The organism is Labedaea rhizosphaerae, assembly GCF_004362825.1.
Lineage (GTDB): Bacteria > Actinomycetota > Actinomycetes > Mycobacteriales > Pseudonocardiaceae > Labedaea > Labedaea rhizosphaerae.
Map to the genome: position 1 here is coordinate 813,768 of NZ_SNXZ01000001.1, position 13,618 is coordinate 827,385.

At 71.6% G+C, this 13,618-nt stretch carries 14 protein-coding genes; 9 read left to right on the top strand and 5 right to left on the bottom strand.

Features of this window, described 5'->3' with window-relative positions; all coding sequences use genetic code 11:
• The first annotated feature begins 119 nt into the window (after positions 1 to 119).
• From EV186_RS03545 to EV186_RS03565, 5 genes are all read left to right on the top strand, one after another.
• Complete coding sequence (locus EV186_RS03545; RefSeq protein ID WP_133847626.1) at positions 120 to 839, top strand: VIT1/CCC1 transporter family protein; 720 nt, start codon at positions 120 to 122, stop codon at positions 837 to 839.
• An 84-nt stretch (positions 840 to 923) separates the two neighbouring features.
• Positions 924 to 2,105 carry a Na+/H+ antiporter NhaA gene (gene nhaA / locus EV186_RS03550; protein WP_133848736.1) on the top strand — a complete coding sequence of 394 codons (1,182 nt, stop codon included), beginning with the start codon at positions 924 to 926 and terminating at the stop codon, positions 2,103 to 2,105.
• A gap of 12 nt (positions 2,106 to 2,117) precedes the next feature.
• Complete coding sequence (locus EV186_RS03555; protein ID WP_424982366.1) at positions 2,118 to 2,648, top strand: phage holin family protein; 531 nt, start codon at positions 2,118 to 2,120, stop codon at positions 2,646 to 2,648.
• A 4-nt stretch (positions 2,649 to 2,652) separates the two neighbouring features.
• Positions 2,653 to 3,588: an alpha/beta fold hydrolase gene (locus tag EV186_RS03560; protein WP_133847627.1), complete on the top strand. Its 936-nt coding sequence runs from the start codon at positions 2,653 to 2,655 to the stop codon at positions 3,586 to 3,588.
• An 8-nt stretch (positions 3,589 to 3,596) separates the two neighbouring features.
• A complete protein-coding gene (locus EV186_RS03565) occupies positions 3,597 to 4,172 on the top strand; it encodes a hypothetical protein (RefSeq protein ID WP_133847628.1) in 576 nt (191 codons plus the stop codon).
• Here the strand turns inward: EV186_RS03565 and EV186_RS03570 are convergent.
• The 4 genes from EV186_RS03570 to nth are packed head-to-tail and all read right to left on the bottom strand — an operon-like array spanning position 4,169 to position 7,357.
• Entirely contained in the window at positions 4,169 to 5,353 is a 1,185-nt protein-coding gene (locus tag EV186_RS03570; protein ID WP_133847629.1) for a MarP family serine protease, read from the bottom strand. The genes EV186_RS03565 and EV186_RS03570 overlap by 4 nt on opposite strands.
• 2 nt (positions 5,354 to 5,355) lie before the next feature.
• Complete coding sequence (locus tag EV186_RS03575; protein WP_133848738.1) at positions 5,356 to 6,012, bottom strand: NUDIX hydrolase; 657 nt, start codon at positions 6,010 to 6,012, stop codon at positions 5,356 to 5,358.
• A 50-nt stretch (positions 6,013 to 6,062) separates the two neighbouring features.
• Entirely contained in the window at positions 6,063 to 6,647 is a 585-nt protein-coding gene (locus tag EV186_RS03580) for a TlpA family protein disulfide reductase (protein ID WP_133847630.1), read from the bottom strand.
• Positions 6,644 to 7,357: an endonuclease III gene (nth, locus tag EV186_RS03585; RefSeq protein ID WP_133847631.1), complete on the bottom strand. Its 714-nt coding sequence runs from the start codon at positions 7,355 to 7,357 to the stop codon at positions 6,644 to 6,646. The genes EV186_RS03580 and nth overlap by 4 nt, the downstream gene beginning before the upstream one ends.
• 192 nt (positions 7,358 to 7,549) lie before the next feature.
• Here nth and EV186_RS03590 point away from each other — a divergent pair, with 192 nt between their 5' ends.
• The 3 genes from EV186_RS03590 to EV186_RS03600 all read left to right on the top strand — a co-directional run bounded on the left by EV186_RS03590 (position 7,550) and on the right by EV186_RS03600 (position 11,045).
• Positions 7,550 to 7,798, top strand: coding sequence for a hypothetical protein (locus EV186_RS03590; RefSeq protein WP_133847632.1), 249 nt, complete (start codon positions 7,550 to 7,552; stop codon positions 7,796 to 7,798).
• 150 nt (positions 7,799 to 7,948) lie between these two features.
• A complete protein-coding gene (locus tag EV186_RS03595) occupies positions 7,949 to 8,623 on the top strand; it encodes a Crp/Fnr family transcriptional regulator (protein WP_133847633.1) in 675 nt (224 codons plus the stop codon).
• Positions 8,624 to 9,740: 1,117 nt separating this feature from the next.
• Positions 9,741 to 11,045, top strand: coding sequence for an MFS transporter (locus tag EV186_RS03600; protein WP_133847634.1), 1,305 nt, complete (start codon positions 9,741 to 9,743; stop codon positions 11,043 to 11,045).
• Here the strand turns inward: EV186_RS03600 and EV186_RS03605 are convergent.
• Positions 10,940 to 12,427: a CehA/McbA family metallohydrolase gene (locus EV186_RS03605; RefSeq protein ID WP_243753799.1), complete on the bottom strand. Its 1,488-nt coding sequence runs from the start codon at positions 12,425 to 12,427 to the stop codon at positions 10,940 to 10,942. The genes EV186_RS03600 and EV186_RS03605 overlap by 106 nt on opposite strands.
• Before the next feature lie 88 nt (positions 12,428 to 12,515).
• On the opposite strand from EV186_RS03605, the gene dnaN reads away from it, so the two are divergent.
• A complete protein-coding gene (gene dnaN, locus EV186_RS03610) occupies positions 12,516 to 13,613 on the top strand; it encodes a DNA polymerase III subunit beta (RefSeq protein WP_133847636.1) in 1,098 nt (365 codons plus the stop codon).
• Positions 13,614 to 13,618: the final 5 nt, after the last annotated feature.

Here is a 13,618-nt window from a genome sequence, read left to right on the forward strand (position 1 = left end):
CTAGACATGTTTGGTCCTTCTTCCGAGGGTAAGTCCGATCAGGCCGCTCAGCAGCACGAGAACCAAGGCCAGCCTTTGCTTCCTTTGCGGGACAAGGAAAAGCGTGGTTTGGTCAGCACGTGGTAGAGCCATTGCCCACCCATGAGGACGAGCCGCACACCGAAGCGCTGGGCGAGCGGCTGAACTGGTTGCGCGCGGGGGTGCTGGGCGCCAACGACGGCATCGTGTCGGTGGCCGGCCTGGTGGTCGGCGTCGCGGGCGCGACGACCTCCCGCCCGGCGATCATGCTGGCCGGGATCGCCGGGCTGGTGGCGGGCGCGCTGTCCATGGCGGGCGGCGAGTACGTCTCCGTGAGCACCCAGCGCGACACCGAGCAGGCCGCCCTGCGCAAGGAGAAGCGCGAGCTCGAGACCATGCCCGAGGAAGAGGAGCGGGAGCTCGCGGAGATCTACGAGTCCCGCGGCCTGTCCCCCGAACTCGCCGCCCGGGTGGCCCGCGAGCTGACCGAGAAGGACGCACTCGCCGCGCACGCCGAGGCCGAGCTGCAGATCGACCCGGACAACCTGACCAGCCCGTGGCACGCCGCGTGGGCCTCGTTCATCGCGTTCACGGTCGGCGGGCTGCTGCCGCTGATCGCGATCATCCTGCCCCCGGTGTCCGCGCGGGTCTGGGCGTGCGGCGCGGCGGTCGTGGCCGGGCTGGTCCTCGCCGGATGGCTCAGCGCGCGGCTGGGCGACGCCGACGCGCGCCGGGCGATCACCCGCAACGTCGGTGTCGGCGTGCTGGCCATGCTGGTCACCTACCTCGTCGGGAAGCTCTTCGGCGTCACGCTCGGTTAACACCTTCGGCTACAATCAGTGCTCGGTGCGCCGGGAAGCCTGGTCGGCAGCAAGATCGACCTGTCGCCGACCCGTGGAGCCGCCGTGGCCCGCCAGCCCGTCACCCGCCGCCCTGTCACCGAGTTCGCCCGCTACCTGCGCACCGAGACCGCCGGCGGCATCGCCCTGCTCGTCGCCACCGCCGTCGCGCTGGTGTGGGCCAACTCGCCGCTCGCCGAGCACTACGACCAGCTGCGGAACCTGCGGGTCGGCCCGCCGGCCCTGCACCTCGACCTGTCCCTCGGTTCGTGGGCGGCCGACGGGCTGCTGGCGTTGTTCTTCTTCGTCGCCGGGCTCGAGCTCAAGCGGGAACTGGTGGTCGGCGAGCTGTCGTCGGTGCGCGCGGCGCTGCTGCCCGCGATCGCCGCGCTCGGCGGCATGGTGGTCCCCGCCGTCGTGGCCGCTGGGATCGCCGGCGGCGGCAAGACGTGGGCGATCCCGGTGGCCACCGACATCGCGTTCGCCCTCGGCGTGCTCGCGGTCTGCGGGCGCCGCATGCCTTCGGGCGCCCGGTTGTTCCTGCTCAGCCTGGCCGTGGTGGACGACCTCGGGGCGATCCTGGTCATCGCCGTGCTGTTCACCACCGGCTTCTCGGTGCTCGCCGCGGCGCTCGCGGTCGTGCTGCTCGGGCTCTACGCGTTCCTGCAGCACAAGCGGGTGCGCACGCCGTGGCTGTACGTGCCGCTCGCGCTCGCCACGTGGATCACGGTGCACGAGTCCGGCATCCACGCCACCGTCGCCGGGATCGCGCTGGGCCTGCTCACCCGGGCCCGCCCGGACGCCGGCGAACCGGAATCGCCGTGCCTGCGGCTGGAACACCGGCTGCAGCCGTGGTCGGCCGGGTTCGCGGTGCCGTTGTTCGCGTTGTTCGCCGCCGGGGTGAGCATCGGCGGGCACGAACTCGGCGCGATCTTCACCAGCGGGCTCGGCCTCGCCGTCCTCATCGGACTCGTGGTGGGCAAGCTGATCGGCATCTTCGGCGCGGTGTTCGTCGCGGTGCGGTTGCGGGTCGCGGCGTTGCCCGCCGGGCTGCGGTTGCCGGACGTGCTCGCGGTCGCGGCGCTCGGCGGGGTCGGGTTCACCGTCAGCCTGCTCATCGCCGAACTGGCGCTGCCACCGGAGCTCGCGGAGTCGGCCAAGGCGGCCGTGCTGGTCGCATCCACCATCGCCGCCCTGCTCGCCGCCGGTTTGCTCGTGCGACGCGGCCGTCGCCACGAGCAGGGTTGACCGGCCGTGCTGATCGAGTCATGGCACGATGGCGCGGTGACCCGTGCGCAGGACAATGCAGGCGGCGACCGGGACGGGGCTGGACTGCCCAGGGTTCCGTCGATCCCGCTGAGCGACGAGAAGACCGTTGCGGCGGCGGAGGCTGCCGACGCGTCCATCGGCAGCCTGGTGAAGGAAGCCACCACGCACCTGTCGACGCTGGTCAGGGCCGAGGTGGAGCTGGCCAGGACCGAGATGGCCAAAGAGGTCAAGAAGGGCCTGACCGGCGGCCTGTTCTTCATGATCGCGCTGGTGGTCATCCTCTACAGCTCGTTCTTTTTCTTCTTCTTCCTCGGTGAGCTGCTGTCGAACTGGCTGCCGCGCTGGGCCGCCTTCGGCATCGTGTTCCTGCTGATGCTGCTGTTCGCCGCGTTCTGCGGGTTCCTCGGCTACCGCAAGGTGAAGAAGATCCAGGCCCCGGAGCGCACGATCAGCAGCATGAAGGACACCGCGGCCGCGCTGCGCCACCCCGGCGCCGAGCACGACGCCCCGGTGGCGCCGTAGTGCGTTGACCGCGCGGCCCGAACCGAGCACGGTGCGCATCGACGGGCCGTGGGCACACCGTGACGTCTACGCCAACGGGATCCGGCTGCACGTCGCCGAGACCGGCAACGGCCCGCTTGTCCTGCTGCTGCACGGGTTCGCCGAGTTCTGGTGGAGCTGGCGCCACCAGCTGACCGCGCTCGCCGACGCGGGGTACCGCGCGGTCGCGGTCGACCTGCGCGGCTACGGCGACTCCGACAAACCACCGCGCGGCTACGACGCCTGGACCCTCACCGGGGACGTCGCCGGGCTGGTCAAGTCCCTCGGCGAGGACAAGGCGCACCTCGTCGGGCACGCGTGGGGCGGGCTGCTGGCGTGGTCGGTCGGGGCCATGCACCCGCGTGTCGTGCACTCGGTCACCGCGATCGCCGGGCCGCACCCGATGGCGTTGCGCACCCAGATCCGGCGCAGCGCCGTGCGCCGCCGCGCGCACAACCAAGCGCGCGCGCTCGGCCACGTCTTCCGCGCGCAGGTGCCGATGCTGCCCGAGCGCTGGCTCACCCGTGACCGCGCCGCCACCGTGGGCGACCTGATGACCAGGTTCTCCGGTCCACAGTGGACCGAGAGCGCCGAGTTCGACGGCGTTGTCGCCAAGTACCGCAACGCGATGCTGGTGCCCGGCGTCGCGCACAGCGCGCTGGAGTACTACCGCTGGGCCCTGCGCGCGCAACTGCGTGGTGAGGGCCGCCGGTTCGCCGAAGCCATGCGCCGCAGGCTGAACGCGCCGGTGCTGCAACTGCGCGGCGCGCTGGACCCGTGCATCCTGCCCCGCGCGGTCGAGGCGTCCGCGCCGTGGGCGGCGCGTGGCCACCGGTTGATCACAGTGGACGGTGTCGGGCACTACCCGCACCAGGAGGCGCCGGCCGCGACGAGCAAGGCGATCGTCGACTTCCTGAGCTGAGGAGAACCGTGACCACGGACTGGGCCACGCTCTCGCACGCCTACGGCGGCGCCGGGGACGTGCCGGACATGCTAACCGCCTTGCGTAAGGGCGACGCGGAACAAGCCGCCCACGACTTGTGGACCTCGGTCCTGCACCAAGGTTCCCTCTACGACGCGACCGCGCCGGCGGTCGCCGAGATCTGCACCGTGCTGAAGAACCGGTCGACCGCACGGGTCGAACTCGCCGCGTGGTTGCTCGCGAGCGCCGTCGCCGCCGCGCTCGCGCACGAGCCGGGCGACCCGCACCTGCGCACCCCGGGTCAATCCCTTGCCGCCGCCCTGGTCCTGCGTCCGGACGCGCTGGACGAAGAGGACATGGCCCTGCGCGCGGACGCGCTGTGCCGCATGGTCACCCGGTTGCCGGACCGGTCCGAGCAGGCCTGCGCCGTACTGGCCGCCGAGCCCGACACCGTCGCCGCCCTTGCCGGCCGGCTGCGGGCGTGGCGCGACGGCGACGAACTGTTCGACGCGTTGGGCACCATGGAGTCCGCCGGCTTCACCGACGTGGCGATCAAGGCCCGGATCGCGGTGCTGCTGGGCTAGGGAACGCAGCGCCCGGTGTCGACGGCGTTGTTCAGGCCCGACGCCCGCTCGGCGTCGTCGTGGACCTGGTCCGCGGTGAGCACGAAACCGGTCTCGGAGTTGTCGACCGCGGCACCGAAGACCACGCCGAGCACGTCCCCCGAGGTGTCCACCAGCGGGCCACCGGAGTTGCCGGACAGCACCCGGGCCCGCACCGTGAACACGTCCCTGGTGACCTGGCGCGAGTCGTAGATGTCCGGGCCCTTGAGTTCGATCCGGTCACGCACCCGCGCGGGTGCCGCGGTGTACGGGCCGTCGAGCGGGTAGCCCAGCACGATGCCGTCCTGGCCGGTCTTGCCGTCCTCGTCGGCGAATGACAACGGCGACGCCGTCAGGTCGGGCACGGCGAGGATCGCGATGTCGGTCTCCGGGTCGTAGAAGACGACGGTGGCGGGCAGCCGGCCGTCCTCGGTCTCCACCTGGACCTCGTCGGTGCCCGCGACGACGTGCGCGTTGGTCATCACGCGGCGCGGCGCGACCACGAACCCGCTGCCCTCCAGCGCCCGCTCGCACGACGGCGCCTTGGCGTGGATCTTGAGCACGCTGCCGTGCACGCGTTGCACGACCGAACTGCGCTGCAGCTTCGGGTTGGGCGGGGCGACCTCGCTGATCTGCGTGTGGCTGAACGGGTCGACCGCGGCCGGGAAGCCGGAGACGTCGAGCACCTTGCGCAGGCCTTCGGGCAGCTGCTGCGCGGCCGACGGCATGATGTCGTTGACCCCGCCGAGCACCACCGACTGGTTGATCGCGGCGGTGAGCTTGGGCAGGCCGCTGACCGTGGTGAGCGCCGCGCCGATCAGCCAACACACCACGAACACCACCGCGCCCTGCACGATGGCGCCCAGCGCGTTGTCGACCGGCGCGAGCTTGGGCGAGGTGATCTTCTCGCGCAGGCTGCGCCCGATCCACACGCCGAAGGTCTCGCCGAGGGCGACCAGCAGCACGAACACCGCGAACGCGAACGCCGCCTTGGTGGCCGGGTTGTCGATCGCGCCGACGATGACCGGCGCAAGCAGGATGCCCGCGATGGCGCCGAGCAGGACCCCCGCGAACGCCGGCAGCGCGGTGATCACGCCCTGGCGCGCGCCGGAGATGGCGGCGAGCACGGCAAGCCCCACCACCAGCACGTCGACCCAGTTCACACTCACACCTCCGCATCGGCCCCGAAGGGACCGATGGAACGCCACGCTACGTCAAGATCGCGTACATCGGAGGTGTCCCACGGCCGTTCCCAGCCGCCGATGGACAACAGCACGGTCATCAAGCCGGCGGTGAACCCCCACACCAGCATGCCCGGCACGGCGAACGCGGGTCCGACGAACCCCGACGGGTGGCCGACCTGGAACCGGTTGGCCGGATCGGCCAGCATGGCGATCGGCACCCGCGCGACCGCGGCGCTCTCGGCCGGGTCGACCGCGTGCACGGGGCTCGGGGTGTCCCAGTGCGCGAGCACCGGCGTCACCCGGAACCCGGACACGGGCACCAGGAGCGGCGGCAACAAGGCGACCGGCCGCACGCCCGAGGGGATCAGACCCGTCTCCTCCTCGGCCTCGCGCAGGGCCGTGTCGATCGGCCCGTCGTCACCCGGTTCCCAAGAGCCGCCGGGGAAGGCGACCTGACCGGCGTGCGCGCCGGTGCCGTCCGCGCGCAGTTGCAGCAGCACGTCGGGGCGGCCGTCCTGCTCGCTCTCGCCGAGCAGGATCAGCACCGCGGCCTCGCGCAGTTCGACGTCCTCGGGCGGGCTGAGCCGGCGGAACATCTCCTCGTCGAGGTCGGCCGTGCCGAGCAGAAGCTTGCGCATCCAGTCGGGCACGTCCGCCGGGTCCACCAGCGGACCGCTCCTGTGTTCGCTCACGCCGCTCCCCCGTACTTCGCGACCGCGGCGCGCACGTCGTCGACCGAGCGCAACAGCCGCGGATCGCCGACGAACCGGACGGTGCCGTCGGCGGCGACCACGTAGCTCGCCGGCAACGCGTCCGGCGTGTGCAGGGCCGCGACCACCGAGCCGCCGTCGATCAGGTTCGGGTAGTGCACGTCCAGGGCGGTGAGCAGTTGCAGCGCGTCGGCCTGCTCGCTCTTCACCGCGACGCCGACCACCCGGGCCGCCCCCGGTTCGCGCGCGTACCGAGCGAGCACCGGCATCTCGCTCTTGCACGGCTCGCACCAGGTGGCCCACAAGTTGATCAACGCAGGCTTGCCGTCGCCGACCGCCTTGGCCAGGTCCAGCTCGGTGCCGGTCGCGAGGCAGGTCGCGGCGACGCCGCCCAGCCGGCCCTTCGCCGTGCCGCCCGCCGCGCACGGCTGCAACGCGGCCTTCGTGCGTTCGGCGGTCAGGTCGGGGCCTCGATCGTCGTTGCCCCCGCGTGGCCACAGCGCGATCGTCACCCCGGCCACGATGACCAAGCCGACGATCGCCCAGCGCCAGCGGTTTTTCACCCGGCGGCTCCGGGCTTCCAGCCGTTGCGGACCTTCTCGGCCAGGTCGAGCAGGTGCGGCGCCTCCTCGCCCTTGACCAGCTTCGCCGCCGGCTCGAACTCGGTCGGGCCGGTGCCGAAGCTCGGGCAGTCCTTGGCCAGCAGGCACGCGCCGCAGGCCGGCTTCTTGGCGTGGCAGACGCGTCGGCCGTGGAAGATCACCCAGTGCGACAGCATGGTCCAGTCCTTGCGCGGGACCAGCTCGCCGATCGCGTGCTCGACCTTGACCGGGTCCTCCAGCTCGGTCCAGCCGAACCGGCGGACCAGGCGGCCGAAGTGGGTGTCCACGGTGATGCCGGGGATGCCGAAGGCGTTGCCCAGGATGACGTTCGCGGTCTTGCGGCCGATGCCGGGCAGCGTCACGAGGTCCTCGAGCTTCGCGGGCACCTCCCCGCCGAACCGCTCCACGAGCGCCGAGCCGAGCCCGATCAACGACGTCGCCTTGTTCCGGTAGAAACCGGTCGGCCGGATCATCTCCTCCAGCTCGATCCGCTCGGCGCCCGCGTAGTCGGCCGCCGTGCGGTAGCGCTTGAACAGCGCGGGCGTCACCTCGTTGATCTTCTTGTCCGTGGACTGCGCGGACAGGATCGTGGCGACGGCCAGCTCGAGCGGGTTGGTGAAGTCCAGCTCGCAGTGCGCATCGGGATAGGCCAGCGCGAGCGCGCGGGTCATCCGTCGAGCCCGTCGAACGAGACCTAGCCTGGAGTCCTCCCCGGCGCGGGGTGCTTTGCGAGTGGCAGCTGGCACACCGCTAGCCTACGGGCGGCCACTGACAGCCGAACGAGACCCGACCGCTGAACCCGGACCGCAGCTACGCGTCCTAGGGATGTAGCTCCACCGCCCAGACAGCGAGGAAAGCGCGCCATGACCGCTTGGTTCGTCATCGTCATCCCGTTGCTGATCATGGGTTTCGCCTTGTTCATGGAGCGCGTGGAGACCCGGCTGCGCAACGTCGCGGTCCAGGAGAGCGAAGTCGAGGAGTTCCTCGAGCAGGCCCGGCCCGACGAGGTCCGCGAGCTCTACGGGCACGGCATCAGCCGGGCGCTGGACCTGTTCCGCCTGCGCCGCCGCGGCGGCCGCTCGCGCCTGCGTGGCGGCCGCGTCCGCGGCTGACCCCTTAACCCGAATGTCGCACCGGGGCTACTAGCAGGTAACGTTCCGCCCGGGCGCGTGCCGCGCGGTGAACTGGGGCACAAGCCCTAGACTGCATCCAGTTGCAGGCGGCGCGACCTGCGAAGGTGCGCATTCGACGGGAGGGACTAGGTGGACGAGAGCCTGGCGAGGGCCGGCATCTTCCAGGGGGTCGAGCCCGCTGCTGCGGAGGCGCTCGCGCAGACCTTGGAGACCGTCGACTTCCCACGGGGTCACGTGATCTTCGCCGAGGGCGAGCCCGGCGACCGGTTGTACATCATCATTTCCGGCAAGGTGAAGCTCGGCCGCAAGTCGCCGGACGGCCGGGAGAACCTGCTGGGGATCTACGGCCCGTCCGACATGTTCGGCGAGCTGTCGATCTTCGACCCGGGCCCCCGCACGTCCACCGCGACGACGGTGACCGACGTGCGCGCGGTGACCATGGACCGCCCGGCGCTGCGGAAGTGGATCGGCACCCGGCCCGAGATCGCCGAGCAGCTGCTGCGCGCGCTGGCGCGCAGGCTGCGCCGGACGAACTCGATGCTCGCCGACATGATCTTCACCGACGTGCCCGGCCGGGTCGCCAAGGCGCTGCTGACGCTGGCGCAGCGGTTCGGCAGCCAGGAGGCCGGGTTGCTGCGGGTCACGCACGACCTGACCCAGGAGGAGATCGCCCAGTACGTCGGCGCGTCGCGCGAGACCGTGAACAAGGCGCTCGCCGACTTCGCCCACCGCGGCTGGCTGCGACTGGAGGGCAAGAGCGTGCTGATCCTCGACCCCGAGCGGCTGGCCCGCCGCGCCCGCTAGGACCCCCGACGCGAAACGGCCGCCCATCTCCCCAGATGGGCGGCCGTTTCGCTGTCCCCGTTTGCTGACCCTGCAGTCCCCGTTCAAACATCAAGGACCGGGCGCCGCCCCCGACGCGGCGCACCGGCCCTTGACGTCGGCGTGCACCATCCCCCGACGATGCACGCTTCCCCGCCCCTCCGGACTTGAGGCCCCGAACCCGTTGACCGGAGGGAGTGCTTGGTTCTACTTCATAGACACGCGGGATGTTCCATCCGTTGCTTGGAGGTACGCCACTTTCCCCCCTTCGTTACCCAACCGTGACATCCACCACTCAACCACCCCTCCGCAACCCCCCGACGCTCAGCAGGCTCATCCCCACCCACCTCGCCACCCCACCTCCAGCGGCCTTCTTCCCGCACATCCCCCTGACCTGCGGGTTCCGAATTCAGCAGGCTTAATCCCGCCAGGCTCGTGGCCGACCCAACGTTCAGCGGACTTGTTCCCACAGACCCCTGCCCACCTGCGGGTTCAGGATCCAGCGGGCTTAATCCCGCCAGGCCGGTAGGCAACCCGACGTTCAGCAGGCTTCTTCCCGCACACCCCCGCCCACCTGCAGGTTCCGAATCCAGCGGGCTTAATCCCGCCAGGCCGGTAGCCAACCCGACATCCAGCAGGCTTGTTCCCGCACACCCCCGCCCACCTGCAGGTTCGGAATCCAGCGGGCTTAATCCCGCCAGGCGGGCAGGCAACCCGACGTTCAGCGGGCTTGTTCCCGCACAGCCCTGCCGACCTGCGGGTTCGGAGTTCAGCGAGCTTAATCCCGCCAGCCCTCCAGACGACCGGCGTTCAGCGGGCTTGTTCCCCCAGACCCCCGCCCACCTGCGGGTTCAGGATTCAGCGGGCTTAATCCCGCGAGGCGGGTGCACGGCTTGGCGTTCAGCGGGCTTGTTCGCGTAGAGCCCGTGACCTGCGGGTGCAGGGTTCAGCGGGCCTGGCGCCGGGCGGGCGCCGGGCGGGTTGGGGTTCGGCGGGCTTGGTTCGGCGCGCCCGCGCTGACCTGCGGGTTTGCGGGGAAGTGGAGGGGTGCGCCACAAATGATTGGTACGTGCGTACCAGTTTAGGCATACTGGTACGCATGTCCCACTCTGCTCGGCTTGCCGACTACCGGGCCGCGCTCACCACCCCTGGTGCGCGCGGCGCGGTGGTCGCGGCCATCTTCGCCCGGCTGCCGATCGCCATGATCGGGCTCTCGCTGCTGCTCTACGTGCAACGCGAGACCGGCGCTTTCGCCACCGCGGGCCTGGTCTCCGCCGGTGTGCTGGTCGGCGTCGCGCTCGGTTCGGTCGTGCAGGGCCGGCTCATGGACCGCCTCGGCCCGACCCGGCCGCTGCTGGTCTCCAGTTCCGCGTTCGTCGTGCTGGCCACGATCAGCGTGCTCGCCGTCGAGGCGCACGCGAAGACATGGGTGCTGGTGCTGCTCGCACTTGGCGTCGGCTTCTCCCAGCCGACAGTCGGCTCGGCGTCGCGTGCCATGTGGCCACGGCTGGTGCCGGCCGGTTCGGTCCGCCAGGCGGCCTACGCCTACGAGGCCATCAGCATGGAGGTCTTCTTCATCCTCGGCCCCGCGCTCGCGGGCGTGCTGCTCGCCGCGCCGTGGCCGGGCACCGGCGTCGTCGCCGGGTCGGCGTGCATGGCGCTGGGCAGCATCTGGTTCGCGCTGACCCCGCTGCAACGCGGCCACAAGCCCGACAACTCCGAGCGCACGCCCGACCTGCTCGGCGCGCTCGCCAGCCCTGGCATGCGCACGATCGCCATCGCGGCGCTCGGCTTCGGTGTCACCGTCGGTCTCGTCGAGGTCGCGGTGCCGGCGGCGGCGACGCACGCGGGCTCACCCAGCATGAGCGGCTTGCTGCTCGGGCTGTTCTCGGTCAGCTCGGTGCTGTTCGGCGTGTTCTACGCGTCGCACCCGTGGCCGCGCGACCTGGCCAAGCGGCTGCCCGTGCTGCTCGGCGCGTTCAGCGTGCTGATCGCGTTGCTGGCGATCCCGAGCACGCTGCTCGGGCTGGCCGGCGCGCTGTTGCTGGCCGGCACGATGATCACGCCGCAGTCCACCGCGCACTCCGCGACGATCGAAGTGGTCGCGCCGAAGGGCACGGTCACCGAGGCGTTCGCGTGGGTGATCACCTCGGTGACCTTCGGCCTCGCCGGCGGGCAGTCGCTGAGCGGTCAGCTGGTCGACCACGTCGGCGTGTGGGCCTCGTTCCTCGTTTCGGCGGGCTTCGGCGTCGTGTTCGCGGTCGTGCTCTGGCTGCGCCGCGGCACGATCCGCGAGTATCAGCGCCCTTCGAGGAACACCGGGTTGGTCAGCGCGACCATGGTGTCCGGCGTCGTCGAGGTCGGCACCGGCCTGCGCACCTCGGCCCGCACGAAGCTCGAGTAACGCGACTGCGTCGTCCAGCGCGCGGTGCCCGAGCCCGACGCGCCGACCGGCACCACGGCCTCCGGGCCGAGCTGGTCGATGATCCGGATGCTCGTCCCCGGCGCCCCGGTCACCGACACCTCGACGGTCACCGGGACGCCGGTGTCGCTGCGCAGGGTGTCGCCGATCCCGACCGTGCGGTGCCCGTCCGAGACGCTCATGGTCAGGTTCACCGCGACCGACTCGGCGATCCAGTTGCGGCCGCGGGTCAGCCCCGCCATCAGGTCGCCGGCGTTCAGGCCGTCGGCGAGGACGACGTTGTGCGGCAGGCCGACCACCTGGTCGGCGTTGTGCGCGTCGGAGTCGCCGACCGCGAACTGGCGGTGGCCCGTGCGCAGCAACCCGTGCCACGTGGTGACCGCGGCCTCGTCGTCGAGGGTCCACGGACCGTTCCAAACCTCGACGAGGTCGGCCAGCTCGTAGCCGTACTCCCAGGCGCAGCCGACGCAGTTGGCGAACGGGTGCGCGGCCACGACGACGCCACCGACCCGGTGCACCTCGTCGACGAACCGCTTGAGCCCGTGGTGGTCGTCGGCGCGGTAGCGCCAGTCGATCCAGTGCCCGACCGGCAGGTGCCAGGCGGGCCAGTGGCCGGTGCGGGTGGTGACCTCTTCGCCGTTGACGATCAGCAGGTCGTCGGTGGCGTGGTCACCCCACCGCAACGACGCGCTCGGCGTGTTGTGCTCGGTGGAGATCATGAAGTCGAGCCCGGCCGCGCGCGCTGCCGCGACGACTTCCTCCGGCAGGCGGTGGCCGTCGGAGTGCACGCTGTGCAGGTGGCCGTCGCCGCGGTACCAGGCCCGCCCGCGTTCCCGGGCCGGTGCGGTGGTGGGCGCCGGGTTCGGCTCGACCGGCTCGTCCGGCTCGCCGAACCGCAAGGTGATGTCGACCCTGTAGTTCAGGCCCTGCTGGGCGACGGTGTACGGGCCGAGGATGACGTGCCAGCGGCCCGCGTCGACGGGACCGGGCAGGTAGCCGGGCGTCGCGGCCGACGCGCTGATGGTGAACCGGTCGCGGAACCCGCCGGACCAGCCGCGGAACCCGCGCGCGTTGCCCAGCTCGTGCCCGGACGGGTCGAACACGCCGATGTCCAGCGCGTTGCTCCGTTGCCCGGCCGGCACCTGCGGGCGGTCGTAGCTGTAGACGACCTCGAGCTCCCGCACGCCGCGCGGGACGTCGACCGGCACGTAGTACCAGTCGGGGATGTCCGGCGGCAACGTCCCGGTGATCGTCTTGGTCTGTTCGCCCTGCTTCGTCGCCGGTTCCGCGAACGCCACGCCGGGGAGCACCGTCCCCATCGCCACCACGCCGCCACCGACCAGCACGCTGCGCCTGCTCACCATGCTCATGAACCTATTGCCCCGCACCGGTTTCGCGGAACCGCCACGAGGTGAACGGTTTCTGTCGGGGGTGGGGTCTACCGTGCGCGCCATGGACCTGACCGTCACCACCGCGGACCTCGCCGCGGTCGCCGCCGACGCCGTGCGCCTCGTGCCCGGCAAGCTCCTCGACCCGGTGCTCGCCGGGTTGCTGCTGGAGGCCGGGCCGCGTGGCGTGGTCGCCGCCGCCACCGACCGCGATCGGGCCGCGCGGCTGGAGTGCCCGGCGCTCGTGCACACCGAGGGGCGCGTGCTCGTGCCCGCCAAGCCGCTCGCGGAAACGTTGCGCGCCTTGGATTTACCGCAGGTGCGGCTGGTGGTCGAGGGTTCGCGGCTGGCAATTCGGGCGCCGGGCGCGCGGTTCGCGCTGCCCTTGCTCGACGCGGACTCGCACCCGGGCGTCGCTTCGCTGCCGCGCGTGGTCGGTTCGGTGGACGCGTCCGTGCTGACGTCGGCCTTGGGTGTGGTGGCGGCGACGGCGTCGCGCGACGACGCGTTGCCGATGTTCACGGGCGTGCGCATGCGTGCCGAGGGTGATCGGCTGGTGGTGCTGGCCAGCGACCGGTACCGGCTGGCGGTGGCGTCGCTGCCGTGGGAGCCGACCGGCGAGGCCTTCGACGCGATGATCCCGGCGACGTTGTTGCTGGAGGTCGCGCGCCAGGCGCCCGACGGCGCGCAGGTGACGTTGCACGCGGACGGCGACCGGGTGGGTCTCGCGTGGCACCACGCCGTGGTGACGACTTCGTTGCTGGACGCGGGTTTCCTGCACGAGTCGAAGGTCTCGGTGTCCGATGTGGACACGACGGTCGAGGTGGACGCCGACGCGATGGCCGGGGCCGTGCGGCGGGTGAGCCTGTACGCCGACACCCGCGGCACCCTGCGCCTGGAGGTCGGTGACGGGGAGGTGTGGCTGCGCGGGGCCGACCAGCAGGCGGGCGAGGCCGAGGAGTCGGTGAAGGCCGAGGTGTCCGGCGGGCGCACCAGCCCCACCTTCCAGTCGCGGTTCCTGGTGGATGCGCTGAAGGCGTTCGCCGGGCGACGGGTGCGGATCGAACTGCAGCCGGGCTTACGCGCCACCGTCTTCCGCGCCGCGGACGAGGACCCGACGGACCTGCGCTACCTGGTCGTGCCGATCATGCCCCGAACCTGACCAGG

Coding starts and splice junctions, on each gene's coding strand:
- EV186_RS03575 (WP_133848738.1), bottom strand. CDS start 6,012: ATGCGCAAGCTTCTGCTCGGCACGGCCGACCTCGACGAGGAGATGTTC.
- EV186_RS03605 (WP_243753799.1), bottom strand. CDS start 12,427: ATGGTGAGCAGGCGCAGCGTGCTGGTCGGTGGCGGCGTGGTGGCGATG.
- nth (WP_133847631.1), bottom strand. CDS start 7,357: ATGACCCGCGCGCTCGCGCTGGCCTATCCCGATGCGCACTGCGAGCTG.
- dnaN (WP_133847636.1), top strand. CDS start 12,516: ATGGACCTGACCGTCACCACCGCGGACCTCGCCGCGGTCGCCGCCGAC.
- EV186_RS03590 (WP_133847632.1), top strand. CDS start 7,550: ATGACCGCTTGGTTCGTCATCGTCATCCCGTTGCTGATCATGGGTTTC.
- EV186_RS03600 (WP_133847634.1), top strand. CDS start 9,741: ATGTCCCACTCTGCTCGGCTTGCCGACTACCGGGCCGCGCTCACCACC.